Annotated in this window: 22 protein-coding genes; 11 read left to right on the plus strand and 11 right to left on the minus strand. The window is 63.6% G+C overall.

The window, feature by feature from the left end; translation table 11 throughout:
- Window positions 1-1599 (minus strand): sensor domain-containing diguanylate cyclase, encoded by a 1599-nt coding sequence (locus GWL_RS03605; RefSeq protein ID WP_008326785.1) that lies wholly within the window; start codon window positions 1597-1599, stop codon window positions 1-3.
- Between the two features lie 432 nt (window positions 1600-2031).
- On the opposite strand from GWL_RS03605, the gene GWL_RS03610 reads away from it, so the two are divergent.
- Window positions 2032-3753 carry a methyl-accepting chemotaxis protein gene (locus GWL_RS03610; protein ID WP_008326786.1) on the plus strand — a complete coding sequence of 574 codons (1722 nt, stop codon included), beginning with the start codon at window positions 2032-2034 and terminating at the stop codon, window positions 3751-3753.
- Between the two features lie 119 nt (window positions 3754-3872).
- On the opposite strand, the gene GWL_RS03615 is transcribed toward GWL_RS03610, so the two are convergent.
- Window positions 3873-4913, minus strand: coding sequence for a MerR family transcriptional regulator (locus GWL_RS03615; RefSeq protein ID WP_008326787.1), 1041 nt, complete (start codon window positions 4911-4913; stop codon window positions 3873-3875).
- A gap of 254 nt (window positions 4914-5167) precedes the next feature.
- Between GWL_RS03615 and GWL_RS03620 the strand changes: the two genes are divergently transcribed.
- The 3 genes from GWL_RS03620 (at window position 5168) to GWL_RS03630 (ending at window position 9198) form a co-directional block, all read left to right on the plus strand.
- Complete coding sequence (locus GWL_RS03620) at window positions 5168-6898, plus strand: methyl-accepting chemotaxis protein (protein ID WP_008326788.1); 1731 nt, start codon at window positions 5168-5170, stop codon at window positions 6896-6898.
- 13 nt (window positions 6899-6911) lie between these two features.
- A complete protein-coding gene (locus GWL_RS03625; RefSeq protein WP_008326789.1) occupies window positions 6912-8732 on the plus strand; it encodes a bifunctional diguanylate cyclase/phosphodiesterase in 1821 nt (606 codons plus the stop codon).
- A 265-nt stretch (window positions 8733-8997) separates the two neighbouring features.
- The gene (locus GWL_RS03630) at window positions 8998-9198 is read left to right on the plus strand and encodes a hypothetical protein (RefSeq protein ID WP_008326790.1); all 201 of its coding nucleotides are present in this window, start codon (window positions 8998-9000) and stop codon (window positions 9196-9198) included.
- A 17-nt stretch (window positions 9199-9215) separates the two neighbouring features.
- Here GWL_RS03630 and GWL_RS03635 read toward each other — a convergent pair whose 3' ends face one another.
- The 4 genes from GWL_RS03635 to GWL_RS03650 form a co-directional block, all read right to left on the minus strand.
- Window positions 9216-9533 (minus strand): type II toxin-antitoxin system HicB family antitoxin, encoded by a 318-nt coding sequence (locus GWL_RS03635; protein ID WP_237713516.1) that lies wholly within the window; start codon window positions 9531-9533, stop codon window positions 9216-9218.
- Window positions 9530-9784, minus strand: a complete 255-nt coding sequence (locus tag GWL_RS03640) for a type II toxin-antitoxin system HicA family toxin (RefSeq protein ID WP_008326792.1) — start codon at window positions 9782-9784, stop codon at window positions 9530-9532. The genes GWL_RS03635 and GWL_RS03640 overlap by 4 nt, the downstream gene beginning before the upstream one ends.
- 110 nt (window positions 9785-9894) lie before the next feature.
- Window positions 9895-12600 carry a hybrid sensor histidine kinase/response regulator gene (locus GWL_RS03645; protein ID WP_008326793.1) on the minus strand — a complete coding sequence of 902 codons (2706 nt, stop codon included), beginning with the start codon at window positions 12598-12600 and terminating at the stop codon, window positions 9895-9897.
- A gap of 10 nt (window positions 12601-12610) precedes the next feature.
- On the minus strand, window positions 12611-13402 hold the full coding sequence (locus GWL_RS03650; protein WP_008326794.1) for a response regulator: 792 nt from the start codon (window positions 13400-13402) through the stop codon (window positions 12611-12613).
- Window positions 13403-13962: 560 nt separating this feature from the next.
- Here GWL_RS03650 and GWL_RS03655 point away from each other — a divergent pair.
- The gene (locus tag GWL_RS03655; RefSeq protein ID WP_008326795.1) at window positions 13963-14637 is read left to right on the plus strand and encodes a response regulator transcription factor; all 675 of its coding nucleotides are present in this window, start codon (window positions 13963-13965) and stop codon (window positions 14635-14637) included.
- 30 nt (window positions 14638-14667) lie between these two features.
- Here GWL_RS03655 and GWL_RS03660 read toward each other — a convergent pair whose 3' ends face one another.
- From GWL_RS03660 to GWL_RS03670, 3 genes are all read right to left on the minus strand, one after another.
- On the minus strand, window positions 14668-15261 hold the full coding sequence (locus GWL_RS03660) for a flavin reductase family protein (protein ID WP_008326812.1): 594 nt from the start codon (window positions 15259-15261) through the stop codon (window positions 14668-14670).
- Window positions 15262-15334: 73 nt separating this feature from the next.
- Window positions 15335-16057: an Imm52 family immunity protein gene (locus GWL_RS03665; RefSeq protein ID WP_008326814.1), complete on the minus strand. Its 723-nt coding sequence runs from the start codon at window positions 16055-16057 to the stop codon at window positions 15335-15337.
- 244 nt (window positions 16058-16301) lie between these two features.
- Complete coding sequence (locus tag GWL_RS03670) at window positions 16302-17222, minus strand: dihydrodipicolinate synthase family protein (protein WP_008326815.1); 921 nt, start codon at window positions 17220-17222, stop codon at window positions 16302-16304.
- Window positions 17223-17351: 129 nt separating this feature from the next.
- Between GWL_RS03670 and GWL_RS03675 the strand changes: the two genes are divergently transcribed.
- The 6 genes from GWL_RS03675 (at window position 17352) to GWL_RS03700 (ending at window position 24473) form a co-directional block, all read left to right on the plus strand.
- Window positions 17352-18302, plus strand: a complete 951-nt coding sequence (locus GWL_RS03675; RefSeq protein ID WP_008326816.1) for a LysR family transcriptional regulator — start codon at window positions 17352-17354, stop codon at window positions 18300-18302.
- A gap of 452 nt (window positions 18303-18754) precedes the next feature.
- Window positions 18755-20092, plus strand: a complete 1338-nt coding sequence (locus GWL_RS03680; protein WP_008326817.1) for an MFS transporter — start codon at window positions 18755-18757, stop codon at window positions 20090-20092.
- A gap of 104 nt (window positions 20093-20196) precedes the next feature.
- A complete protein-coding gene (locus GWL_RS03685) occupies window positions 20197-21027 on the plus strand; it encodes a phosphogluconate dehydrogenase C-terminal domain-containing protein (protein WP_008326818.1) in 831 nt (276 codons plus the stop codon).
- Between the two features lie 12 nt (window positions 21028-21039).
- Window positions 21040-22284 carry a ribulose-bisphosphate carboxylase large subunit family protein gene (locus GWL_RS03690; RefSeq protein ID WP_008326819.1) on the plus strand — a complete coding sequence of 415 codons (1245 nt, stop codon included), beginning with the start codon at window positions 21040-21042 and terminating at the stop codon, window positions 22282-22284.
- Complete coding sequence (gene oiaK / locus GWL_RS03695; protein WP_008326820.1) at window positions 22281-23669, plus strand: 3-oxo-isoapionate kinase OiaK; 1389 nt, start codon at window positions 22281-22283, stop codon at window positions 23667-23669. Before GWL_RS03690 ends, oiaK begins: the two co-directional genes overlap by 4 nt.
- Window positions 23670-23765: 96 nt before the next feature.
- Entirely contained in the window at window positions 23766-24473 is a 708-nt protein-coding gene (locus GWL_RS03700; RefSeq protein WP_008326821.1) for a transcriptional regulator NanR, read from the plus strand.
- Window positions 24474-24477: 4 nt separating this feature from the next.
- On the opposite strand, the gene GWL_RS03705 is transcribed toward GWL_RS03700, so the two are convergent.
- A complete protein-coding gene (locus GWL_RS03705; RefSeq protein ID WP_008326822.1) occupies window positions 24478-25335 on the minus strand; it encodes a hypothetical protein in 858 nt (285 codons plus the stop codon).
- A gap of 94 nt (window positions 25336-25429) precedes the next feature.
- Entirely contained in the window at window positions 25430-26020 is a 591-nt protein-coding gene (locus tag GWL_RS03710) for a YigZ family protein (protein WP_008326823.1), read from the minus strand.
- Between the last annotated feature and the right edge of the window lie 4 nt (window positions 26021-26024).

Here is a 26024-nt window from a genome sequence, read left to right on the forward strand (position 1 = left end):
TCAGGTCGTGCCATCGCGGGTGGTCGATGCGTCCTGTTGCTTGCCCAGTACCACCGGTCGCGGCAACTGGCAGTCCTCGACCCGGTCACGGCCGTTTTCCTTGGCGCGGTACAAGGCCCGGTCCGCGGCCTTGAAGATATCCCCGATCTGCATGTCCGCACGCGCTACGCAGCTCATGACGCCGGCGCTGATGGTGACCACGCCGCCGGCATTGCCTTGGTGCGGGATCTTCAGGGCGCGCACCGCATCGAGGACCTTCTGTGCGATCCGGTGTGCGGCAGCCAGGTCCGTGTCGGGCAGCAGCAGGGCGAATTCCTCGCCCCCGTAGCGCGCTGCCAGGTCGCCGTGGCGACGCAGCACGGCGCGCAGGGTGCGGGCGATGTCCTGCAGGCAGTAGTCGCCCTGGATGTGACCGTACAGGTCGTTGTACTTCTTGAAGTAATCCACGTCGAACATCACCAGCGACAGCGCGCTCTTGCTGCGACTGGCATTGTGCATGACCTGCTGCAGCTGTTCGTCCAGGTAGCGGCGGTTGGGGATGCCGGTCATGCCATCGAGCATGGCCTGGGCCCGCAGGTTTTCGGTGAGCAGCTTCAGGGAAAGATTCTTCTTTTCGATTTCTTCCTCGGCCAGGTCACGCATGCGCACCACCCGCAGCAGATAGACCGTCAGCAGACTCACCAGCAGCACCGCCGAGATCACCACCAGCAGGTGGGCGCGTTGCGCCTCGCGCCAGTCGGCCAGCATGTCGTCATGGGACAGCGCAGCCGTGACGAACAGCGGATAGTCCGGCACACGCGTGAAGTAGTTCAGCCGCACCACGTCATCCTGGGCCGACCGGATCATGGCCCAGCCGGAGCGCCGCTGCTGCGCATTGTCGCGGTAGAGCGGCAGATCGGCCATGTTCTTGCCGAGAAACTGGGGGCCGTAGGGACGGCGCAGCAGCATGGTGCCTGTCGTGGTGGCCAGCACCAGCGAACCCTGCCTGCCGATATCGACCTCATTGAAGAGACCGATGAAATGATCCAGGCTGACCCCCACCCGGACCAGGCCGGCAGGATGGCCGTCGCGTTGGCGCAGGCGGGTCAGCGGAATGATCCAGCGTCCGGTCACGCTGCTGATGACGGGCGTACCGATCTGCAGGTCCGTGGGCTTGTCTTGGAGGTCCTTGCGCAGGGTTGAGGGAGTCGATAGCGGCTCCATGCCCGGCACCATCTCCACGGCTTGCAGGGCCGGCCAGCGTTGCAGTGTGTGTCCCTGTTCATCAATGACCAGCACACTGTCCATCTCCGGAAACAGCCGGCTCTGGCGCGCCAGCAGGTCCTGGATCAGGCGCTGCAGCTCGACGGCGGGCAGCTGGGGCTGGTGCTCCAGCGCCATGATCTCCTGGATCAGCAGGTCGGCAGCGCGAAAGCTCAGGTTGACCTGGATCGACAGTCCGGTGGCGATATTGAGGGTGGCAGTCTCGCCGCTTTTGAACGCCGCTTCCCGGCTGCTCAGGCTGCCATTGAGCAGGGCATAGCCGAACAGCGCCGTGCCAAGGATGGCCAGCACCAGCGAGATGATCCTGACCTTGTTGTTGAGACGTCTGAGGGGCATGGCAGGACTCCGGGCTGACTTCTGCTGAGTCAAAGCTGTCTTGAATCAAATTAATCAAATTCGACATTTGTATTTTAATGCAAATTGTTTTTGGTTTATTTTATTGCAATAGTTTTCCGGCCCTTAAACACGTGAAGCTTGATGTGGATTAAGTCGCGCCTTGCCTGAGGGAATCTGTTCAATTGTTCTGAAATCGCACCCGTTTCCGCCTGGAATGGCATTTTCCGGCAGGCAATGCTCACCGTTCTTCGCGAGCGCGTGAATGACTCGGCAACTGTGGCGCTGAAATGCGACGAAACGTATGAAGTAAAAGATATTTTTGCCGAATACGTTAAATAAATCGCTTATATTGCTTTCAATCAGCTGACAGCGGTCGGTTGGGCAGAGGGGTTGCCTGGGCTTGCTCAGGTTCAAAAATGAAAAGGGGATCGTATGAAAATGTCGGATATCAAGATCAGTGTCCGGTTGGGCGTCTGTTTCGCCGCACTCATTGCCGTGATGTGCGTGATCGGCGTGGTGGCGGTCAAGAATCTGTGGACGGTGAGTGCCATCACTGATGAAATCGTCAATGACCGCTACGCCAAGGTGGTGCTGGTCAACCAGATCAACGACAGGGTCAATTCAGCCGCACGGGCGTTGCGCAATGCGATCATCGCCCCCGATCAGGCCGCTACGAACAACTATGTGGAGCGCTCGCTGAGCAATACGCGCGAGATCAACGTACAGATGGCCGATCTGGAAAAGCGCCTTGCTACCCCTCAGGGCAAGCAATTGTTCGCCAAGGTCAAGGAGGTGCGTGGTGAATATGCCAAGTCGCGCGACAAGGTGGTGGAGTTGCTGCGCCAGCAGAAGAAGGTCGAAGCGGGAGAAGTTCTCTTCCGCGAAGCGATACCTGCACAGGACAAATACTTTGAGGTCCTCAAGGAACTGGTCGCCTTCCAGGTGGCGCTCATGGATCAGAGCGTGGCCAAAGGGGATGATGCTTCCTCCAACGCGGTCAACACCGTGATCGTGCTGTCTGTCGCAGCCATTCTGCTGTCGGTGCTGTGTGCCTTGCTCATTACCCGTTCCATCACCCGTCCGCTCAATGAGGCGGTAGGCGTGGCCACGGCGGTGGCGGCGGGCGACCTGACGGTGCGCATCGAGGTCACTTCCAAGGACGAGACTGGCACCCTGCTGGCGGCCCTCAAGGCCATGAACGACAACCTGCACCGCATCGTCACCGAAGTACGCCAGGGCAGCGACACCATCAACACTGCCTCCAGCGAGATTGCCACCGGCAACCTGGACCTGTCCTCGCGCACCGAGCAGCAGGCCGGCGCGCTGGAAGAAACGGCCTCGGCCATGGAGGAACTGACCTCCACCGTCAAGCAAAACGCCGACAATGCTCGCCAGGCCAACAGCCTGGCCGAGACCGCCTCCCAGGTGGCGATGCAGGGCGGCAGCGTGGTCGGCGAAGTGGTACAGACCATGGGACAGATCAACGATGCGTCGAGGAAGATCGTCGACATCATCAGCGTCATTGACGGCATCGCTTTCCAGACCAATATCCTGGCCTTGAATGCCGCCGTGGAAGCGGCGCGGGCCGGCGAGCAGGGGCGCGGCTTTGCGGTGGTGGCCTCGGAGGTGCGGACCCTGGCCCAACGCAGCGCAGCGGCGGCCAAGGAAATCAAGACCCTCATCGACGCCTCGGTGGAGCGTGTGGAAAACGGCAGTCGCCTGGTCGAGCAGGCGGGCAGCACCATGGATGAAGTGGTGGCCAGCGTCAAGCGCGTCACCGATGTGGTGGCCGAGATCACTGCTGCCAGCGGCGAGCAGAGCGACGGCATCGAACAGATCAATCAGGCCATCGTGCAGATGGATGAGGTAACCCAGCAGAATGCCGCGCTGGTGGAGCAGGCCGCTGCCGCCGCGCAATCGCTGCAGGAGCAGTCGGGCCGCCTGGTGGAGACGGTCGGGGTCTTCAAGCTGGGTGGTCATGACGTACGGCGCCCGGCCGCCGTCCGTGCCGCGCGTACGGTGGACGTCACCGCACGGGCAGCGGCGCTGCCGCGCAAGCCGGTACCCAAGGCAAGTGCCCCGGCCAAGGCCTTGCCGGCGGCACAGCCTGCCCTCAAGCCGGCCGCCACAGAAGGGGACTGGGAACAGTTCTGAGGTGGCGGACGGCCTGGCTGGTCAGGCCATGCAGCAGTCAGCGCGTCCAGAGGGCGCGCTGTTTTTTTTGGGCCAGGCGTAATGAATCACGGCCGCAATGCGGGCCGTCATCGCGTGCTCTATTGCTCCGGAATGGTCTCCGGAGTGCGTGCCTGGGCCAGGGAAATCCCCTTGAAGCGCGCCAGCTTCTGCAGTGCATCTTCCAGCGGCAGGCGGGCGCGTCCGGCGGCGATGCGCAGTTCACGGTGCAGGTCGGCTTCTGCGACGGAGTCATCCTCGCACTGGCGGCTGTAGCGCTCGAAACCGACCAGTGCCGTCAACAGTTCGGCCAGGTGGCGCGGACATTCGCACTGCATGCGATCGGACTGCTCCGACACCGAGGCCAGGGTGCTCTCGCTGAAGCGCGGCGCCGGCAGCAGGTCGTCGTCGCCGGGGAGTTGGGCGGCGGTCGGCTCCATGCGCCGGATCATCTCGCACAGCCATTCCACATCGATCCCCTCTACCGTCTTGCGCACCACCCGATGCCCGGCCTCGGTCAGGCGCGCCACCATGTCCGGCGCCCCGAAGCGATAGAGGATCAGCACCGGTACCTGGATGAAGGAACGGCGCAGGCTCTCCAGGCGCAGATCGAGATCGCTATCCAGGACTGTGCTCTCCAGCAGCAGCAGGTCGCCGTCGAAATGTTTGAGGTCCAGTTCGTCGAGGGTCTCGACTGCGGCAGTGACGCTCAGTTGCCGTTGCGCCAGCGCCTGTCCCACCGCCTTGGTGGCAATCCAGGGACCGACCAGCGCCAGGCGCATCGGCAGGCTGGCCTGGCGCTCGAGGGGGGCGGCGACTTCGCCAGGCAGGCCCTGCGCCAGGGCCTGCAAGTCCTGCGGGGACAGCGCGGCCAGCTTGCCGATGCGATGCCCGGCATCCACCAGGGTCTTGATCCAGACCAGGCGTTGCAGGTCTTCCTGTGAATACAGGCGCTGGCCGCCGCCGCTGTGCTGCGATGAGCTGATGCCGTATCGATGTTCCCAGGCGCGCAGCGTCTCGACCGACATGCCCAGCTGGCGCGCCACCGCACCGGGACGCAGCAGCGGCAGATCGGAAAGCTCGGCGGGTTCCGAAGAGGCCGTGACCGCCGGAAGAGGGGATGAGTTTTGTATTTTCGACATTGTCCTATGTCCTATGAAAATTTTTTTGTAAATGTACGGATATATTTTCCGGATATCTGTTCAGAGTCGTTGCAATGAAAATTCGTTGCATCGTTATCCAGAAATATTGCCGTTTGTTTTAATGATTTTTGGCAGTATGTCACGCTTTCTCGGAAGTGTGAAATGTCTTGCATCAAACAAGATCTGGCGCATTCCGTGCAGGCGTGCGCCGGGCGTCATCAGAGAACCTTGCTGTCCCCCCGGAAAAAACCATCATGAAATTATCGGACCTGAAAATCGGTACTCGCCTCTATATCGGCTTCGGACTGGTTTGCGCCATCCTGGTCGTCCTGGTCGGCGTGGCCTACCTCAATGTTGCGCGGCTGGGTGCTGCCAACGACATGAACATCCACAGCTACGAAGCGCGGGCAGAAATGCAGGCGATGCTGGAGAGCCTGGTGAACATGGAAACCGGCGCGCGCGGTTTTGCCCTGACCGGTAATGAGGCTTCGCTGGAGCCTTTGCAGCAGGGCATGGCCAGCTTCACGACGCACCTGGAAAAGGCGCGTCAGATTACTGCGGACAATCCGGCCCAGCAGCAGCGCCTGCAACAGGTGGCCGAGGCCGAGCAGCGCTGGGTGAAGACGGCCATCGAGCCGACCCTGGCCCTGCGTCGCGCCGTGGGCCAGGGCCGTGAAGAGATGAGCAAGCTGGTCGACTTCATCCAGGCCGGTCGTGGCAAGGCGGAAATGGACAACATGCGGGCCATCTTCGCGGAAATGGACCGTACCGAAAACATGTTGCTGCAACAGCGCGCCGAGCAGGCCGATGCGCTCGAAACCCTGACGGACAGGACCCTCATCATCGGCGGCGTCATCTCGGTGGTGCTGGCCATGCTGCTGGCCTGGTGGCTGGCCAACAACATCACCCGTCCGCTGGCCATGGCCGTGCGTCTGGCGCGTCAGGTGGCCGATGGCGATCTGACCGCGCACATCGACACCGTATCGCGCGACGAAACCGGCGAGCTCCTGCGCGCCCTCAAGGAAATGAACGCCAGCCTGGTGCGCATCGTCTCGGGCGTGCGCCGTGGTACCGACATGATCGCCACGGCTTCCTCGCAGATCGCCAGCGGCAACCTCGACTTGTCCTCGCGGACCGAGCAGCAGGCCAGCTCGCTGGAGGAAACTGCATCCTCGATGGAAGAACTGACATCCACCGTGCAGCAGAACACTGCCAACGCCCGCGAGGCCAATCGCATGGCGCAGGCGGCCTCCGACATCGCCAGCAGCGGCGGTGGCGTGGTCAGCCGCGTGGTGGAGACGATGGAAGAAATCAATGCCTCCTCGCGCAAGATCGTGGACATCATCAGCGTCATCGACGGCATCGCCTTCCAGACCAACATCCTGGCACTCAATGCCGCCGTCGAGGCGGCGCGCGCCGGTGAGCAGGGCCGTGGCTTTGCGGTAGTGGCCACCGAAGTGCGCAGCCTGGCGCAGCGCTCGGCTGCCGCGGCCAAGGAAATCAAGGCCCTGATCAGCGACTCGGTCGCCAAGGTCGAATCCGGCAGCGTGCTGGTCAACGAAGCCGGCAACACCATGCGCGAGATCGTCCAGAGCGTGCAGCGCGTGACCGGCATGATCAACGAGATCAGCGCTGCGGGAGAAGAGCAGCGTAGCGGCATCGAGCAGGTCAGCCAGGCAGTCGGCCAGATGGACCAGGTCACGCAGCAGAATGCGGCCCTGGTGGAAGAAGCCGCCGCCGCCTCACAATCCTTGCAGGAACAGGCACAGGAACTGGCCCAGGCGGTCAGCGTATTCCGCCTCGATACCCATGCCGTACCTGAATCGTCCATCGAGGTGGTGGCCGTTGCCGTACCGGCCCGGCCTGCGCCACCTGCGGTCAAGCTGCCTCCGGTGGCGCGCGCGCCGCGCCCGAGTACCGCGCTGGTGACGCCGGCGTCCGGCCGCAGCATGGCCGGCGCCTCCGACGAATGGGTCACCTTCTGATCAGGGCCATGCCATGCACGCCGACCTTCTCCGTCTGACCAGCCCGCTGCCCGGGCATCTCGGTCACGACCAGCCATCCAGGGATGAGCAGCAACGCCTGGCCGTACTCGATACCTTCTGTGTGCTCGATACCCAGGCAGACGTGCTGTGTGATCTGGTGACCGAGCTGGCCGCCACGTTGTTCGGGACCGAGATTGCGCTGGTCTCGCTGGTGGCCGAGAACCGCCAGTGGTTCAAGGCACGGCACGGACTGGATGCGCAAGCTACGCCGCGTTCACAGTCCTTTTGCAGTCACGTGATCGAGCAGGACCAGGTCATGGTGGTGCTTGACGCCACCCAGGATGCGCGCTTCGCCGACAACCCGCTGGTGACCGGTGAACCCGGGATTCGCTTCTATGCCGGCGCCCCGTTGCAGACTGCCGACGGTGTGCGGCTGGGGACCTTGTGCGTGATCGGCAAGTCGCCACGCACGCAGTTCGGTCGAGCCGAAAGGCTGACGCTGCGACAGCTGGCGGCCATCGTCATGGCCCGCCTGGACACGCTGCGCGTCTCCAGTTACGTGGACAGCCTCACCTCTCTGCCCAATCGCAGCCGCCTGACGGCCGACCTGCACAGCCTCACATCCCTGGGGCAGGGCACGCAGGCGCTGGCTGGCAAGCTGACGGTGGTGGCCATCGATCTCTGTGATCGTGTCTACCTGCGCGACATGATCAAGGCACTGGGCTGGGACTATGTGGAAGGCTTCCTGATCCAGGCCAAGGAACAACTACGCCAGGCGCTGGGCGAGGTGGCGCTGTACCGCATCGGTACCACCACCTTCGCCTACCTGGAGCGGCGCGATATCTGGCAGCAGCAGATGGAGCAGGTCGAGCGCGCCTTTGCCGAGACCGTCCAATACCAGGGTATTCCGCATCGCCTGGAGATTTCGGCGGGCATCATGCCGCTGGCACAGTGCGATGACATCAATGAACTGGTGCCATCGCTGCTGACCGCCGCCGACAATGCGCGTGAGCGCGGCAATCTGTATTGCCGTTATGAGCAGCCGCTGGGGCGTGAGCAGAAGCATTTTTTTGAACTGCTCTCGGCCCTTCCCGCAGCCTTGCTCTCGAGCGAGCAGTTGTGGCTGGAATACCAGCCCAAGGTGGCCCTGTCCTCCGGGCAGTGTGTTGGCGTGGAGGCGCTGCTGCGCTGGCGCCATCCGGTACATGGCGTGATCTCGCCAGGGCTGTTCATTCCGCTGGCCGAGAAGACTGCGCTGATCCGCCAGGTGACCTTGTGGGTACTGCAGCATGGCATCGAACAGGCCGCGGCCTGGGCGCGCCGTGGGCGGGCCATTCCGGTGGCCATCAACGTGTCAGCACGCGACTTCGATAATGACGACCTGGTGCAGACGCTGGTGTTGCTGTTGCGGCAGCACCGCATTCCTGCCGGGCTCATCGAGATCGAGTTCACCGAAAGTGCGATGAGCAAGAATCCCGAGAAACTCTACGGCAGGATCCAGGAGATCAAGCGCCTGGGCGTGAAGGTGGCCATCGATGACTTCGGTGCCGGTTTCAGCAATCTGAGCTACCTCAAGAACATCCCGGCGGATTATATCAAGATCGACCAGTCCTTCATCCGGACCATGGAAAGCAATTATTCCGACCAGCAGATCGTGCCGTCGATGATCCATCTGGGACAGAAGCTGGGATTCGCCGTCGTCGCCGAAGGCGTGGAAACCGAAAAGTGCCGGCGCATCCTGCACCACCTCGGTTGCGAATACGGCCAGGGTTATGGCATTGCCCGACCGATGACGGCAGGTGACACCTGGGACTGGATCGCGGCGCGCGACTGAGTCGTTGCCCTCGTGCAGCACCGCCCGGGTCTCCAACGGTAGCTTGAACGCCTGTGCCAGCAGGCGCGTGAGCCTGCTGACGGCCTCAAGAGGGCAGAAGGATTTCGTGCCACGCATCTGGGCCGTATCGGCCGACCGCACGGGAAGGGATCAACGCACCAGGGCGCAAGGTATGGCTTGCAGTGAGGATTGGTGAGGCGTATATTTCCGTATAGAAATATAATTTTGGAGACTTTCCGTGACTGTCCGACCGGTCCCCTTACCATTGGCTTCGCTCGCCATCCTGACCCTGGCGGTGGTGCTGCCGCTGACCTTGGGGGCATGCAGCCGTTCGCCCAAGGAGCAGCAGGCGTTTGAGCATGCCGAGGAGCAGTACCAGATCAACCAGCGCAACGCCGAACTGGCGCGCACCCAGCCCGAGGGCGAGTCAGCGGGTGGGGATGAACGCAGTCGGGAGCGCAACTGATCCGCAACGGCACGCCGTCATCGATACAGCGCCAGGGCTTGCGCTGCCCAGGCGTTGAGGCTCATGCCACGCGCTTCGGCCATCGTGGCCGCATGCGCATGCACCTCGGGCGAGACGCGAACCATGAATTTTCCTGAAAACGGCTTTTGCGGTGCCTTGCCCGCCTTTGCGCAGGTCTCCAGATAATCATCAACAGCCTCTTCGAAAGCGGCCTTGAGGGTGGCGACAGAGTCGCCGTGAAACCCGACGATATCCTGAATTCCGGCGATACGACCGATGAAGCTTTCATCTTCGTCGCTGTATTCGATGCGGGCAGCATAGCCCTTGTAGATCATTGTTCCCATTGCGTCATTCCTTTCTCAATGCGCACTCCTGCGTTGAGCAGGAAGCTGCGGGCATCGCGGATCTGATACGGTTTCGCATCCTTGGATGGATGGGGGCGGTGGAATGTCCCGATCACATCGCCGATCATGAAGCGCACACGCGATCCGCGTCCCTCGATGACTTGCGCACCCATGGCGATGAAAAGCAATTCGATCTGGTGCCACTCCAGTGAGCGGGGCAGCGGGTCGCTGAAGATGCTCAACAGGGTTCTTCGATGCGTGCTTTTCATGGCGCGAATTGGTATCAAAAAATGATATCATATATGTCGCATATTCCAAAAAATAACGGACGGCGCAAGTCGCGATCGAATCTTCAATCTTTTCGATCAGCCTGTCGGCACAGGGCCTCCAGTCCGGACAGATCGCCCGTCATCAGCAGTTGCCGGGCCATGGCTTCGAAGTTTCTGCAGTCAGGATACTGTTGCAGCGCCTCGCACCAGTCGAGCAGATCCGACACCGCCCCCATCTCGATGAGCGACAGGGCCTGCTGCAGCTCGGCCTGAGGTGGCCGCTGCAGGGGCGGTGCGGCGGCTTGCTCCGGTTCTGAATCCGGCTGCTTCTGCAGGTCCAGCAAGCGGCTGATGGTCTCCTGCAGTTCCAGGAAATTGACCGGTTTGAGCAGACAGGCATCGAAATGCTCGCCATCCTCTTCGTCCCGTTCCGGTTGCAGCGTGGCCGACAGCAACAGCACCGGCACTTGCGGAAGATGCCGGCGTGCGGCCTGCAGCACGGCATCACCATGCAGGCCCGGCAACTGGTAGTCGGTCAGCACCAGCGCCACCTCAGGAGCATCTTGTGCGGCGATGCGGGCGATGGCACTTTCGCCGTCGGCATACAGTTCCACGGCGAAACCGACGCTGCCGAGCTGGTCGCCCAGCAGCTGGGCGATGTCGACATGGTCTTCCACCACCAGCACCAGGCGTCCTTCGCCATCGATCACGAGGTGGCCGCTGGCGTCTTCGAGGGCATCGTGGCGGGCGATGTCGTGTTCGCTGCCAATGGCTGCCGGCAGGCGCAGCGTCATCGTGGTGCCTTGACCGGGCGCGCTCTCCAGCGCCACCTGGCCCCCCATCTGCTGTATCCACTGACGCACGATGGCCAGCCCCATGCCGATGCCCGGCTGCGAGCGATCCGCATGGGCGCGCTCGAAGGGTTCAAACACGCGCGTCTGGAAATGCAGCGGAATGCCGCATCCGGTGTCGCGCACCTGCATTTCCATGACCCCCATGCCGGACTGCGCTGACGCCGGATGCCAGTACACCTGCAAGCTGATCTGGCCATCGCGGGTGTACTTGGCGGCGTTGTCGAGCAGGTTGCCGAGGATGCGCCTTACCCGGCGGGCGTCCAGCGTGAGCACCGGCGGCAGGCTGGGCGCCACCTGCAGGCGGAAGGCATTGTGCTGGCGTTGCGCCAGCAGGGCGGCCTCCTGGCCGATCTCCTGCAACAGGGCATGGGCGTAGACGGCGGCCGGCTGCGGCAGGTCCGGGCGGTCGCCGCGCGCATAGTCGATCAGGTCATTGACCATGGCCAGCATGTGACGTGCACTGCGCACGATGATTCGACCATGGCGCGCGCGCTCGTCACCGCCGGTCTGCAGCATGTCGGCAAAGCCGAGGATGGAGGTCAGCGGTGTGCGCAGATCGTGGCTGATGCGGGTGAGAAATCCGGTCTTGGCGCGGTTGGCCTGGTCGGCCGCCTCCAGCGCTTCACGCAATTCACGGGTGCGGGCAGCGACTGCCTGTTCCAGTTTCAATTGCTCGCGCACACGCTGGTAGAGCATGCTCCACTGCATCTGCTCATGCTTGCGGTGCAGTTCGATTGCGCGACTGATGACCACCATCGTGCTCATGCACAGCAGTCCCAGCTGGAACAGCGCCGCGAAATGCCAGTCCGGCAGCAGGCTGCGCTCGACCAGACCGTTGAGCTCGAGCAGCTTGAGCGACATCCCCAGCCAGGTCAGTGCGAAGGACAGCGTCAGCAAGCGTGCATGCGCCAGTCCGCGCCACCAGGCATGCAGCATCGAGGCCAGCCAGACCAGGTAGGCCAGGGCAGCGCTGGCATTGGCCAGCGGCGCGGTGAGACGATAGTCGCCCAGGGCGGTCCAGCCGGTGATCATCATCAGCAGCACCACCATCCCGGTGTAGACGGTCTTCCAGCCGCGCAGGCGCTCCAGTCCGGCCAGTACATAACTCATGCGCACGTAGAGCAGGGTGGCCAGACAGCCCAGGGTCGCCGGGGCACGGACCAGCCAGGGAGCGCCTGCGGGAAACAGATAAAGATAGAGATAGCCCTGGAATGCCCAGATATACAGCAGTCCCGCGAGGATCCATGCTGCCATCCACCCGAAGCCGCGGTCACGCCAGGCGATACCCTGGACCAGCGTATAGGCCAGCAGCAGCAGGGAGATGCCCAGCACGAAGGACTGAAATGCCAGCTCGCGACCTTCCTCCTGACGAAACGCGGCCGGTTCCCACAGCATCACTTTGAGGTCGATGGTCGAATCCCCGGCCACCCGCAGGATGAAAGCGCGTTGCTCACCCGGGGCCAGCGTGAGCGGAAACAAGGCGGTACGGCTGAGGACCTCCTTTCCTGCCAGCGAATGCAGCGTACCGGCCTGTTGCGGCAGCAGGGACGGGGATGCTGCGCTTTCCCGGCGCGCCGGCAGATACAGCCGGACGTCCTGCAATCGCGCCGAGTCCAGCGTCAGCCAGCGCGTGAGGTAACGCGGGCCGGGGTTGCGCAGTTCTCCGCGCAGCCAGAAGGCACCGGTGCTGTAGCCTTCCTGCAGCATGGGCTGGTGCACCGACTCCCATTGTGTACTCTCCAGCACGGTGGCCAGTGGCAAGCTGCCGTCGGCCGTGCGCAGGATCTGCAAGCCCGATGTGACCACTGCGCGGCTGGCGACCTGTGTCAGGTCGATGGCCTGGGGCGGCAGGGAGGCCAGCGCAGGCAAGGCGGGCAAGGCCAGCGCAATACCCAGCCACCCATGCCACCAACGCCATCGGGACAGTCGCCACATCGCGCGCACATCAGCGCCGGAACTGGCTGGGGGGCATGCCGAAGCGTTCGCGAAAGGCCGTGGAGAAATTGGCGGTATTGCTGTAGCCCAGCGCCAGCGCGATGGCGCCGATATCGAGGGTGCTCTCGGAGAGCAGCCGGCGGGCTTCCTTCATGCGTTCTTCCCGCAGGAAGTCGAATACCGTCACCCCGGCGCAGTGCTTGAAGGCACTCGACAGGCGCCGCGCATTGGTGCCCACTGCCGCGGCCAGCGCATTGAGGCTCAGCGGCTGGTCCAGCTTGTCGAGCATCAGCCGTCGCGCGGCCTGGAACAATACGGTGTCGAAGGTACTGGACCCGGCTTGCTGGCCAAAGCTGCCCACCGTGGCCGCAGGGGGCAGCTCGGTATGCAGCAGTGAACGCAGATGCACACACAGGCGCAGGCGCACTTCCTCGAAATCGAAGGGTTTGGTGATGTAGTCCACCGCACCGACCGACAGACCATTGACCTTTTCCTCCGTGGACGCCGCCGCCGAGAGGAAGATCAGCGGGATATTGCGCGTGCTCGAGTTGGCCTTGAGCAGGCGGCAGCTGGTCAGCCCATCGTAGACCGGCATGCGGATATCCATCAGGATCAGGTCCGGCCGTACCGTCTGCGCCTTGCGATAGCCGTCCTGCCCGTCGCGGGCCACATACAGGCGCGCCCCATGGCGCAGCAGGAAGTCCGACAGCAGCATCCGATCTTCCTCGGCGTCGTCGACGACCAGGATGCGCTGCCCTGCCAAAGGTCCGGCCAGTGCCGGATGTGCTGATTTGTAGACCATATTCGCCTCATCAGAAATGAGCGCGAAGTTACCGCGAAATTTCGACAACACGAAGCGAAAATGGTCGGCCAGAAAATATTTTTCCCGCCATCAAAACTATGTGATCAGGAGGCAAAACATCGACGAGTAAATCGTCGAATAAATTCGATATGGCGATGCCTGCGAGGCAGGAACTGTCAGTGTCCGGGACCTTGGACGTGCTTTCATCGAGATGACATCAACGCGGGGATTTGTGAATTCAAGTTAAAGATGACCTCGCCTTTTTCAGACCCTGTTTTTCGCATTGAACCAGGGCGCGCATGCAGACAGGTAAAGCAGCGCGTTCTGCCTGCGGCGAATTCTCATCCCGCGAAATATTTTTCCTTGTGCCAGAACCATGAGGCTGCCTTGCACAACCGCGCGCGCGAAATGCCAGTTCTCTTGCGCTAAATTTTGAGCGCGTCAGGAGGCGGGTGCCGTGCAGCAATCTTGTGCGCGGCCATGTCACGACGGCAAAGGGTCGGTCCGGCCGTGCCGGTCCGACGTGTCATGGGATTGGATCAAGATCAGGGGAGGCCTGTATGGCCAGCATTTTGTTGGTGCAAGACATCTTGAGAAGTGAACGCCACAGTGCGCTGGGCAGTTTTCTGGAAGCGCAGGGGCACAAGGTCAACCGCGTGATGGCCGATGGCGAAGAATTGCTGACGCCGGTGCAGCCCGGCGACATCGCCATCGTGCAGATGGGGCGGGCCAGCGGGGCAGGCTATCTGCTGACTCGGCAACTTCGCCAGGCCAGTGCGCGCATGGGCATCCTGCTGTTGGCGGCCGAGCATGAGAGCGCGATGGTCCGTATCGGCGGTCTGGAGCGGGGCGCCGACTTCTGTGAAGCGATGCCGCAGCGCATGGAGTTGCTCAACGCCTATCTCGATGTGATGCTGCGACGGGTGGCGCCGCAGGCGTGGCGGCTGGACGTGGCCGGACGCACGCTGCATGCGCCACAACACGATGCGGTGGAAATCAACTCGCGCGAAGTAGCGCTCTTGAAGGCGCTGGCCAACAGCACCCGCCACGCCGCCGACCGCTGCACCATCGCGCACGCCTTCGGGGTAGATTGGGTGAGCTTCGATGAACGCGTGCTGGAGAAGACCGTCAGTCGTCTGCGCCGCAAGTGGCGCGACAGCACCATGTGTGATCTGCCGCTGCGCACCCTGCATGGCGTGGGATATTGCTTTACCGAAGCGATTCAGGCGTGCTGAGCTTGCCGTCCCAGGCGTGGCTGGCCGGCTTCAGCCCGCCTGGGCCTGGACCTGGTTGCCCGCTACCACGAACTTGCCGGCGCCCAGGTGATGCAGGGTATGCAGCTCGGCGTTGTCCTGGGTGAAGTGCCAGTGGCCGCTCTCGAAGATGCGCGCATCGGCGGCGGCGCTGACGACTTCCGCAAACAAGGTGTCGTAGGCATCCTCGGTTTGTCCCTGGGGCAGCCAGCGGCATTCCATCCAGGCGGCACAGCCCTGTTCCAGTATCGGCATACCCAGTACCGGACCCTCGCAGGCGGGGATCCGGTGACGGGCGAACTTGTCCTCGTCGCGACCGCTCGTGCTACCCACCGCGTAGGTCAGGTCCATCTGCGCCGCACCGGGGACGATGAGGCCGAAGCTGCCCGATAGCCGAATCAGTTCGCGGGTGCAGGTGCTCTTGTCGATGACTACGGCGATGCGCGGTGGGGTAAATTCCACCGGCATCGACCAGGCGGCCGCCATGATATTGCGGCGGCCATCATGAGCACTGGTGACGAGCACGGTCGGGCCATGGTTGATTAGACGACTGGCGTGTTCCAGCGCGACCGGGCGGAAGTGGCTGGTTTGAGGGGACAGGGACATCGGGCATTCCTCTTGGCGACAAAGGAGAAAGAGGATGCCATAGATTGCGGCTGCGCATGACTGCCTCCCTTCGCTAGGGCAGCGGACAAGTAGCGAGCAGGCGCGCCGCCTGCTGATGTGCCGCGCTGGCCGGATCGAAGCGCTCGGCATCGACCGCCAGGATCAGCGTGCCCTTTGGTGCGCCATCGATCCCGTGGATGGTCACCAGCTGTGGGCCATCGGGGACATCCTCGGGGGCGACCACTTTGGGGAGATAGCGCATCCAGACCGCCGACTCCGCAACCGCATCGTCTGCATCGGTCTCGTGGGCGTTGCCGATGCCGACCTCCAGGCTCGATACGGGCCACCACTGCACCAGGGCTTGCACCAGTCTGACCAGCGCATGTCGCTCTTCCAGGGGAGATATCAACTGGCTTTGCAGCAACAGCTGGCAGGGCTGGCCGTATTGCCGCGTACACAGCGAATGCAGCAGGAATGCGCCTGCACTGCGTTCTTCTCCACTCCACAGGGCCAGCGGGCGAATGCCGTCGTCGGCACGCACAGCGTCCTCGGCATCGAAAACGGCAATGGCTGCAGTGGCGGGCTGACGGTGTGAGAAGGCGGGGACGCATGCCGGATCGGAGCAAGTGAAGGCGAGATCGTCTTCACTGTCGATCTCGGCGGCCGGTGCATACCAGCTTTCCACCGCAATGCCGTGGATGGCCAGCCAATCAAGCAGTGGAAGCAACTGGCGGAGGTGATCGGCCACGCCGGGCAGGGTGTTGTGCGTGGAGGGATAGTGCAATTCGATGTGCATGAGCTTCAGCGGGAGCAGTTCGGGGGAGCCTGGTCGCCCGAATGGACAGGGTAACCGGGGTGAAGGCGCAATGATGCGGGATCGACGGGGCGGCGACGAAAGATGCGGCAAAATTCATTCGCAATCACAAACATTTTTGAAGGTTCAACGACGTACGCAAGGCACAGACAATAAAAAACGGGAGCCGCAGCTCCCGTTTTCAATCACTCGACGGTTCCCCACCAAGCGGAGTTGGCCGACGACCTTATTTGCCCCAGCTCAGAACCATCGGATCCAGACGGCGCGCCACGCGCAGCAGGCCTTCGCGCACCTTGGGGTGCATCGGGGCTTGCGGATGGCGCAGCATGTCGGACTTGATCACGCCGCCTTCGAGCATCAGTGCCTTGCACGCCGCCAGGCCGCATTGACGATTCTCGTAGTTGATCAGCGGCAGCCACTGCATGTAGAGCTCGGCAGCCTTTTCGGTGTCGCCGGCGAAATAGGCATCGACGATCTTGCGGATGCCATCCGGATAACCGCCGCCGGTCATGGCACCGGTGGCACCGCCGTCCAGATCGGGGATCAGGGTGATGGCTTCTTCGCCATCCCAGGGGCCGACCACGGCGTCGCCGCCCAGTTCGATGAGCTCACGCAGCTTGGAGGCGGCACCGGCGGTCTCGATCTTGAAGTAGGAGACGTTCTCGATTTCCTTGGCCATGCGCGCCAGGAAGGGCGCCGACAGGGGCGTACCGGCCACCGGTGCATCCTGGATCATGATGGGGATATCGATGGCGTCCGAAACGCGTGCATAGAACTCATAGATCTGTTTTTCCGACACGCGGAAGGTGGCGCCATGATACGGCGGCATCACCATCACCATGGCCGCACCGGCATCTTGCGCCGCACGGCTGCGCTCGGCGCAGATCTGGCTGCCGAAGTGGGTGGTGGTAACGATCACCGGCACCCGACCAGCCACGTGCTTCAGAACGGTGTCCTGCACCAGCACGCGCTCGTCGTCGGAGAGCACGAACTGCTCCGAGAAGTTGGCCAGGATGCAGATGCCGTTGGAGCCGGCATCGATCATGAAGTCGATGGCGCGCTTCTGGCCTTCCAGGTCCAGCTTGCCGTCCTGGTCGAAGATGGTCGGGGCGACCGGGAATACGCCGCGATAAAGGGGGGTGCTCATGGGAGTCTCCGTCTTGGTTGTCGTGGGCCATCAGGCGATGGCGGTGTGCAATGGGGCTCAATATACGGGCGCGCCGATGGCCTGTATAGTGAAGACTTTCCATCATGTGATCGCTTTTTGGAATCACCCATGAAACCCGCGCCCAGCCAGCAACGTCTCAACAGTCTCCTGTCCCGCCTGCGCATGAAGCAGCTGCAACTGCTCATCGCGCTGGACGAGCACCAATCGCTGCACAAGGCCTCCAGCGCCCTGGCCATGACCCAGTCGGCCGCCAGCAAATCGCTGGCCGAGCTCGAAGCGATGCTGGATGCGCAATTGTTTGAACGGACCCGATCCGGTCTCATTCCCAATCAGTTCGGTCATTGCGTCATCCGTTATGCGCGCCTGATGGCGACCGATCTCGGTTCGCTGTGCGAGGAGATGGCGCAGATCCGCTCCGGACGCGGCGGGCGGCTGGCCATCGGGGCGGTCATGGGGGCCTTGCCGGAACTGGTGGTGCCGGCGGTAGATGCCTTGCAGCGGCGCCATCCGGAGCTCTCCATCGATATTGTCGAGCAGACCAGCCGACAATTGCTGAGCCTGCTCGACGAAGGCCATCTCGATTTGCTGGTGGCGCGCGCCAGCGTCTCCGACAATCCCGGCAAGTATCACTATCAGCCCTTGTCGGAAGAACCGCTGTCGGTGGTGGTCTCGGGCGAACATCCGCGCCCGCGTGGCAGGCAGATGCGTCTGGCGGCGCTGGCGGGCTATCGCTGGGTGACCTATCCCAGCCACATGCCCCTGCATGCGGTGCTGGAGCGCGAAATGGACTTGGCCGGGGTCAGCATGCCGGGCAATGCCATCTCTACCGCCTCGACCTTCGTGACGGTGGCCTTGTTGCAGCAGGGGACCGACATGGTTTCTATCCTGCCCACGGCGGTGGCCGAGATGTTCGTCAGGCGCGGCATGTTGCGTATCCTGCCGGTGAAGCTGCGTTCGATGTCGCAGACCATCGGCATCGTCACGCGCAAGGGCGGGCAGTTGTCCAGGGCGGGCGAAGCCTTCGTGGGCTTGTTGCGCCAAGAGGCCAGCGCCGTTTGATCCGGCGCCCGGCCATGGCCGGGCGCGGCGGATGCTGCCGCGGTCTTCCTGCCTGTCTCTCTTTCCTCACTGTTAAGCACAAAGCTTCACTTGCGCCGCTCAGCCGGCAGCAGGCCTGCTCCGTTCGCCCTTGCCCGATGACCGTGGCCGGACGCTGACCCGCCGCAAAGCGCCAAGGGACGGAGCTTGGCGGCCGAAGTGAAAGGATCTTCACCTCATCCATGCAAAAAATTTGAGCTAGCATTTTTGGTGTAATGGTATAGTGATTATACCAGTTGGTCTTCTCCGGCTTGATCTGTGCGTTGCCTTCTGGAAAAACAACGAAATAACAAAGAAACAACCAAGGCAGCCAGGCGACCGCAAGGCGCACAGCCCCCGCGTCCCTGGCCAAACCCGTAGAGGTTGTCGTTGATCAGGCACAGCCTCTGAACCCGACAGGAGACAAGACAACAATGGAGACGCCCCAAAGCGCCGTCGAAAGATCGGCCATCCGCAAGGTCGCAATGCGGCTAGTGCCCTTCGTGGGCCTGATGTTTTTCATCAATTTTCTGGATCGCACGGCGATTTCCTTCGCCGGCCCCAATGGCATGAGCCGTGATCTGGCCCTGACCGCCGCCCAGTTCGGGTTTGCGGCCGGGGTCTTCTTCATCGGTTATGTGCTGCTCGAAATCCCCAGCAACCTGGCCCTGCACAAGTACGGCGCGCGCCGCTGGCTGGCACGCATCATGGTCACCTGGGGCATCGTGGCGTTGCTGTTTACCTGGGTCAGCAGCGTGGAGGGGCTGTATGTGCTGCGCTTCCTGCTGGGTGTGGCCGAGGCCGGGTTCTTCCCGGGAGCCATTCTCTACTTGAGCCTGTGGGTGCCGGCCAGGCATCGCAGCCATATCCTGGCCTTGTTCTATCTGGCCCAGCCGCTGACCATCGTCATCGGCGCGCCGATGGCCGCGCTGCTCATCGAGGCACATGGCCTGTTCGGGCTGGAAGGCTGGCGCGTGATGTTCGCCGGGGTGGCACTGCCGGCCATCGCGGTGGGCGTGATGGCCTGGTTCTATCTGGCCGACCGGCCCGCCGATGCCAAATGGCTCGACGAGGCCGAGCGCAAGTGGCTCACGGCCGCCCTGCAAGCCGAACAGGGCAACAAGCGTGTCGAGCACGTAGCCCATGCGGGCGCGGCACTGAAGAATCCGCGCGTGTGGCTGCTGGCCCTGGTGTACTTCGGATTGATCTATGGCCTGTATGCCCTGGCTTTCTTCCTGCCGACCATCATCGGTGGTTTCGAGGCGCAATTCGGCAGCAAATTCAATGTGTTCCAGAAGGGGCTGATCACCGCCATTCCCTACCTGCCGGCGGCCATCGCCCTGTTCCTGTGGAGCCGTGACGCCACCCGGCGCGGCGTGCGCAGCTGGCACGTGGGCCTGCCCGCCTTGCTGGGCGCCATCAGCATCCCGGCGGCACTTTACATGCAGAGCCCGGCCACCACGGTGCTGGCCATCACGGTGACCGCCTGCGCCATCTTCTCGGCCCTGCCGACCTTCTGGTCGATTCCGGCACGTTTCCTCTCGGGAGCGGCCGCGGCCGCAGGGATTGCACTGATCAACACGGTGGGCAACGCGGCCGGCTTCATGGCGCCCTTCATCACCGGGGCGATCAAGGATGCCACCGGCAGCTACCAGGCGCCGATGTTCGTGGTGGGTGCGCTCATGGCGGTGTCGGCGGCGGTGATCTTCGCCATCGGCGCCGGTGCCCGTGAAGAGGCCGCCGAACTGCAGGCACGCGTGATTGCCGAGTGAAGGCAATCCATGGCCAGTGGCATGGGCTCAACGCCGCGCTGGCCAGCAAGCAATGAACCCGCTCACCGCGTGAGCGGGCCGGTAACGATGACAGGAGAAATCACATGAAGGAAAAAATTGCACTCTTCGGCGCAGGCGGCAAGATGGGCGTTCGCCTGGCGAAGAATCTGAAGAAATCCGACTACCGCGTGGCGCACGTGGAAGTCAGTCCGGCCGGCCAGCAGCGCCTGCGCGAGGAAGTCGGCGTGGAGTGCATCAGCATCGATGCCGCGCTGGACAATGTGGACGTGGTCATCCTGGCCGTGCCCGATACCCTGATCGGCAAGATCGCCGCCGAGATCTCCCCCAAGCTGCGCGCCGGGGTGATGGTGATGACCCTGGACGCGGCCGCGCCCTTCGCCGGCCACCTGCCGGATCGTCCGGACCTGGTCTACTTCGTGGCCCACCCCTGCCATCCGCCCATTTTCAATGACGAGACCACGAGCGAAGGCCGTCGTGACTTCTTCGGCGGCGGTGCGGCCCGACAATCGATCACCAGCGCCCTGATGCAGGGGCCCGAGTCGGCCTTTGACCTGGGGGAGGACGTGGCCAAGGTCATCTACCAGCCCATCCTGCGCAGCTATCGTCTGACGGTGGAGCAGATGGCGATCCTGGAGCCGGGCCTGTCGGAAACCGTCTGTGCCACCTTGCTCTACGCGATGAAGCAAGCCATGGACGAGACGGTACGCCGTGGCGTGCCGGAAGAGGCGGCGCGTGATTTCCTGCTGGGCCACATGAACATCCTCGGGGCGGTGATCTTCAAGGAGATCCCGGGGGCGTTTTCGGACGCCTGCAACAAGGCCATCCAGAACGGCTTGCCGCGTCTCTTGCGCGACGATTGGCTCAAGGTCTTCGACCACGACGAGATCGCGGAGAGCATCCGCCGCATCACCTGACCAGGAGCGCGCATGGAACGCATCTACGCCAGCTACTGGCTGGAAACCGGCGATGATCCGGCCCGCGCGGCCGAGGTCATCGCAGGCGAACAATCCAGCGGCACCTTCGTGGCGCTGGCCACCGAAACGCCCGCATTGAAGGAGCGCTCCGGGGCGCGGGTGGAAAAGCTGGAGATCCTCGGCCACAGCACCACGCCCAGCCTGCCCGGCGGTATGCCCGCCGCGCGCTATACGCAATGCCGGCTGGAACTGTCATGGCCCCTGGAAAACACTGGTGCCTCGCTGCCCAACCTGATGTCCACGGTGGCCGGCAACCTGTTCGAACTACGCCAGGTCTCGGGCCTGCGGCTGACCGACCTGCGCCTGCCGCGCGCCTTCGTGCAAGCCTATCCTGGCCCCGCCTTCGGCATCGCCGGCACGCGCAAGCTCACGGGCGTGACGCACGGGCCGCTGATGGGCACCATCATCAAGCCCAGCATCGGGCTGTCGGTGGAGGAGACGGTACAGCAGGTGCGTGAACTGGTGGCCGGTGGTATCGACTTCATCAAGGATGATGAATTGCAGGCCGATGGTGGCCGCTGTCCCTTCGATGAACGGGTGCGGGCGGTGATGCGGGTGGTCAATGAGCATGCCGAGCGCACCGGCAAGAAGGTGATGGTGGCCTTCAACCTGACCGGCGATCTCGACCAGATGCGCCGTCGTCACGACCTGGTGCTGGCCGAGGGGGGAAGCTGCGTGATGGCGGTCTTGAATTCCATCGGCCTGGTCGGTCTGCAGGAACTGCGCCGCCATGCGCAGTTGCCGATCCACGCGCATCGTGCCGGTTGGGGCTATCTCACGCGCAGCCCGCAACTGGGCTGGGACTACGCGCCATGGCAGCAGCTGTGGCGCCTGGCCGGGGCCGATCACATGCACGTCAACGGCTTGCGCAACAAGTTCAGCGAGCCCGATGAGAGCGTGGTGGCCGCCGCGCGTTCGGTCCTGCAACCGGTGGTGCCGGGTGCCGAGATGGTCAGCACCATGCCGGTCTTCAGTTCCGGCCAGACCGGTCTGCAGGCCGCCGATACCTATGCGGCCATTGGTTGTGCCGACTTGATCCACACGGCTGGCGGCGGCATCTTCGGTCATCCGCAGGGAGTGGCCGCCGGTGTGCAGGCGCTGCGCGAAGCCTGGGTGGCTGCCATCGAAGGCCTGCCGCTGGCCCAGCATGCCCAACGACATCCGGCCTTGCAGGCGGCGCTGGGGTTCTGGAAATGAGTCTGCTGCCCGATCACGACGGTCTGCCGCCGGGTTTGCTGCTGGCCTATTACGGTGACGACTTCACCGGCTCCACTGACGCCATGGAAGTCATGAGCGCCGCCGGGCTGTCTACCGTGCTGTTGCTGCGCACGCCCGACGCGGCGCTGCTGGCGCGCTTTCCCGAGGTGCGCTGCATCGGTATCGCCGGGGCCTCGCGGGGGCGTTCGCCGCAATGGATGGACGATCACCTGCCCGCGCCCTTTGCAGCGCTGGCCTCGCTGCGCGCGCCGCTGATGCAATACAAGGTGTGCTCCACCTTCGACTCTTCGCCCGCTACCGGCTCCATCGGTCGTGCCATCGACCTGGGCGTACGCCATATGCGCGGCGACTTTTCGCCCATGATCGTGGGGGCGCCGCGGCTCAAGCGCTATCAGGTGTTCGGCAATCTGTTCGCCGCTGTCGACGGCGAAGCTCATCGGCTGGACCGGCATCCGACCATGGCGCGCCATCCGGTCACCCCCATGGACGAGGCCGATCTGCGCCGCCATCTGCGCCGCCAGACGGCGCGCCGCATCGAACTGGTGGACATGCTGCAATTGCGCGACGGCGCCGAAGTCGCCCATACGCGGCTGCCCTCACTGCGTGGCCAGGATGTGCCGGTGGTGATGATCGATGTTCTGGATGACGAGACCCTGCGCGAAGCCGGTCGACTGGTCTGGGAAGGGCGCGGGGAGGGCGTTTTCAGTGCCTCTTCCTCGGGGCTGCAATATGCGCTCACGGCGTATTGGCGTACGCGCGGCTGGATCGCTGCCCAGCCTGCATTGCCGCAGGCCGGGCCGGTGCCGGTGATCGCGGCGGTCAGCGGCAGTTGCTCGCCGGTGACGGCGGGGCAGATCGGCTGGGCGCGCGAACACGGTTTCGTATGCCTGCGCATGGATTTGCCGGCGGTGTTGTCGCAGACCACACGCGAGGCGGAACTGGCACGGCTGGTCAGCTCGGCCGTGGCGGCGCTGCGGGACGGGCGCAGCCCGTTGGTGTTTTCGGCAGAAGGGCCGGACGATCCGTGCGTCACCGGCTTTGATGCCATCGCCGCCGCAGCCGGACTGGCGCGGGCGGAGGCGGCGCAGCAGCTTGGCCTGGCGCTGGCTGCGACCATGCGCCGCTTGCTGGAGGCGATTCCCTTGCAACGCATCGCCATCGCTGGGGGGGACAGCTCGGGCGAAGTGGCCAGCGCGCTGGACATCACGGCGCTGTCGGTCTGCGCCGGACTGGCGCCGGGCGCGCCCTTGTGCCGGGCGTGGTCGGATCATCCCGGACGCGATGGACTGGAGCTGGTGCTCAAGGGCGGGCAGGTCGGCGCGCGCAGTTTCTTCGGCGATGTGCTGGAGGGGCGCTGCCACTGAAATCCGGGCTCGGGCTGGTGGCCGCAATCACAGTCCTGGCGCGGGATTGTGGTAGAGTGCGCGTCCAACGAAACCTACAATTGAGACAGCCCAGCCATGCCGGAACCGATACAGCGACGCAAGCTATACCAGGAAGTCCTGGAGCGCCTGATGGCGCGCATTCATCAGGGGGAATTTCCGCCGGGTTCGCAACTGCCCTCCGAACGCGATCTGATGGATCAGTACGGGGTCGGCCGCCCGGCCGTGCGCGAAGCGCTGCAGGCCATGGAGCGCTCGGGATTCGTGGAAATTGCCCATGGTGAACGGGCGCGCGTGGTCGATCCAACCGCCGACCGCCTCATCGCTCAGATCGCGGCGGGCGCGCAGCATCTGCTGCGGACCAAGCCGGACATGCTGAAACATATGAAGGAAGCGCGCGTGTTCCTGGAAACCAGCACCGCCCGCATGGCGGCCGAACGCGCCACCGAAGAGCAGGTCGCACGCCTGCGCGAGGCCATCGCCGCGCACCGCGCTTCGATGGTCAACCTGGAAGAGTTCATCGAACGCGACATGGCTTTTCACCGCGAGATCGCCGACATCAGCGGCAATCCCATCTTTCCCTCGGTGGTGGAATCGATGTTCCGCTGGGCCAGCGAGTTCTACACCACCCTGGTGCGCGCGCCCGGCGCGGAGGAACTGACCCTGGCCGAGCACCAGCGCATCGTCGACGCCATTGCCGCGCATGACGGCGATGCCGCCGCCGAAGCCATGCGCGCGCACCTGATGCGGGCCAATGACCTCTATCGGGAGCTCGGTCAGCAGTAAAGCCCTAGCGCAACATGCCGTGCCAGGTCGGCTGTTTTTCTTCGTGATAATAAGGGCGGGTCAGCGGTGCCGACATCACCGCCGGATCGGCCAGCACCGTCACCGTGAACAGGCCGGGCGGACCGTCATAGCGGCGGCAGGCCTGGGCTGAATTGCGGTTGTTGTGCATGTCCACCACCAGCAGGCGCTTGTCCTGTTCGCTCATGCCAGGCCGGGGCGGCGGGGCCATGCGCTTGGGCGGGATCACCAGGGCGTCGCCCGGTTCCACCCACAGGTCGGCCAGGCTGATTTCATTGACGTAAGGACGCCAGCGCGCCACCGTGATCACCAGCGGCTCGGGTCCGCGCGAAAAGAAGATGTGCGCGAAGTCGTGGTACTCCAGGTCGGTGGCATTCCAGGTCAGCAGCTCGCGGCTGCGGCCATCGCCCAGATACGGCGATTCGTAACCGGCCCACTTGCCATAGGTGTACTCGGCCATCACCAGACCGTCGTAGCTGAAATGCAGGCATTGGCCATTGCGCAGCAAGGTCGCGCCGAAGGCCTGGGCGTTCTCCGGGGTGGCGGGCAGGGGTTCGTAACGGACTTCGGGAACGCGGAAATCAAATTCGGTAATCTCGTAGGAGGGCCAGTCCTTGGGCGTGATCGTGCGCTGCCAGTGGGCGATGTCGCGGTAGGTCACGCCGCGTTCGAGCGCCGGTGCTTCCGGCGCCAGCGTGATCAGTTCTCCCACGACGACGGCGCTCTGGCGACCCACGCCGGCCTCGTTGAGCATGTATGGATACTGGTTGGTATCCAGCAAGGGCGCTGAGGGCCCATCCTTGATGAAGAGAACGGGATCGAAATCACTCTGGTCTGGCGGCATGGCTTCCCCTGGTGTTGGCGCGGTGGCGTGGTGACGATGGCCGTCCGGCCTCCCCCGAGGCCGCGTGGCGCTCGCGATCTTCGCACATTTCGGGTCAACTGAGGCGTTTGATCTCGGCGTTCGAAGAGAGTCGGCGGATCGCCTCTTCGGCCTGCGACAGTGCCGCTTCAGGCAAGCGCAGGTGAAGATGGGCCAGCGTGTCGTGGCGGCTATCCAGCAGTTCGTATTTCTGCTGGATCAGCCAGTGGCGCAACTGCGGTTCGGCCGAATAGACCACGCCGATCTCGATTTCGGCTTGTGCCACGCGTTCGGTGCGCTCGCTGCTCTTGAGCGCAGTCGCAATTGCATCGGTGTAGGCGCGCACCAGGCCGCCCGCACCCAGTTTCACGCCACCGTAGTAACGCACCACCATGGCCAGCACGCCATCGAGTTCATGATGGCGCAGCACTTCGAGCATGGGGCGGCCGGCCGTGCCGGAAGGTTCGCCGTCATCGGACATGCCGGACTGGCCACCGGCCATCAATGCCCAGCAGACATGGGTGGCGCTGCGATGGGCCTCGCGCATCCTGGCGATCTCCTGCATGGCCGCCTCGCGCCCCGGCACCGGCATGACGATGCCGATGAAGCGGCTCTTGCGGATCTCCAGTGTGATCTCGGCGCGTTGCGCGATGGTGAAGGTGGCCATGAGG

The sequence above is a fragment of the Herbaspirillum sp. GW103 genome, from assembly GCF_000261365.1.
In the GTDB taxonomy this organism is placed as follows: Bacteria; Pseudomonadota; Gammaproteobacteria; order Burkholderiales; family Burkholderiaceae_D; genus Herbaspirillum.

What these genes read in the sequence shown, in the direction of transcription:
- GWL_RS03605 (WP_008326785.1), bottom strand. Translation starts at nt 1,599, where the DNA reads ATGCCCCTCAGACGTCTCAACAACAAGGTCAGGATCATCTCGCTGGTG.
- GWL_RS03610 (WP_008326786.1), top strand. Translation starts at nt 2,032, where the DNA reads ATGAAAATGTCGGATATCAAGATCAGTGTCCGGTTGGGCGTCTGTTTC.
- GWL_RS03615 (WP_008326787.1), bottom strand. Translation starts at nt 4,913, where the DNA reads ATGTCGAAAATACAAAACTCATCCCCTCTTCCGGCGGTCACGGCCTCT.
- GWL_RS03620 (WP_008326788.1), top strand. Translation starts at nt 5,168, where the DNA reads ATGAAATTATCGGACCTGAAAATCGGTACTCGCCTCTATATCGGCTTC.
- GWL_RS03625 (WP_008326789.1), top strand. Translation starts at nt 6,912, where the DNA reads ATGCACGCCGACCTTCTCCGTCTGACCAGCCCGCTGCCCGGGCATCTC.
- GWL_RS03635 (WP_237713516.1), bottom strand. Translation starts at nt 9,533, where the DNA reads ATGATCTACAAGGGCTATGCTGCCCGCATCGAATACAGCGACGAAGAT.
- GWL_RS03645 (WP_008326793.1), bottom strand. Translation starts at nt 12,600, where the DNA reads ATGTGGCGACTGTCCCGATGGCGTTGGTGGCATGGGTGGCTGGGTATT.
- GWL_RS03650 (WP_008326794.1), bottom strand. Translation starts at nt 13,402, where the DNA reads ATGGTCTACAAATCAGCACATCCGGCACTGGCCGGACCTTTGGCAGGG.
- GWL_RS03655 (WP_008326795.1), top strand. Translation starts at nt 13,963, where the DNA reads ATGGCCAGCATTTTGTTGGTGCAAGACATCTTGAGAAGTGAACGCCAC.
- GWL_RS03660 (WP_008326812.1), bottom strand. Translation starts at nt 15,261, where the DNA reads ATGTCCCTGTCCCCTCAAACCAGCCACTTCCGCCCGGTCGCGCTGGAA.
- GWL_RS03665 (WP_008326814.1), bottom strand. Translation starts at nt 16,057, where the DNA reads ATGCACATCGAATTGCACTATCCCTCCACGCACAACACCCTGCCCGGC.
- GWL_RS03670 (WP_008326815.1), bottom strand. Translation starts at nt 17,222, where the DNA reads ATGAGCACCCCCCTTTATCGCGGCGTATTCCCGGTCGCCCCGACCATC.
- GWL_RS03675 (WP_008326816.1), top strand. Translation starts at nt 17,352, where the DNA reads ATGAAACCCGCGCCCAGCCAGCAACGTCTCAACAGTCTCCTGTCCCGC.
- GWL_RS03680 (WP_008326817.1), top strand. Translation starts at nt 18,755, where the DNA reads ATGGAGACGCCCCAAAGCGCCGTCGAAAGATCGGCCATCCGCAAGGTC.
- GWL_RS03685 (WP_008326818.1), top strand. Translation starts at nt 20,197, where the DNA reads ATGAAGGAAAAAATTGCACTCTTCGGCGCAGGCGGCAAGATGGGCGTT.
- GWL_RS03690 (WP_008326819.1), top strand. Translation starts at nt 21,040, where the DNA reads ATGGAACGCATCTACGCCAGCTACTGGCTGGAAACCGGCGATGATCCG.
- oiaK (WP_008326820.1), top strand. Translation starts at nt 22,281, where the DNA reads ATGAGTCTGCTGCCCGATCACGACGGTCTGCCGCCGGGTTTGCTGCTG.
- GWL_RS03700 (WP_008326821.1), top strand. Translation starts at nt 23,766, where the DNA reads ATGCCGGAACCGATACAGCGACGCAAGCTATACCAGGAAGTCCTGGAG.
- GWL_RS03705 (WP_008326822.1), bottom strand. Translation starts at nt 25,335, where the DNA reads ATGCCGCCAGACCAGAGTGATTTCGATCCCGTTCTCTTCATCAAGGAT.
- GWL_RS03710 (WP_008326823.1), bottom strand. Translation starts at nt 26,020, where the DNA reads ATGGCCACCTTCACCATCGCGCAACGCGCCGAGATCACACTGGAGATC.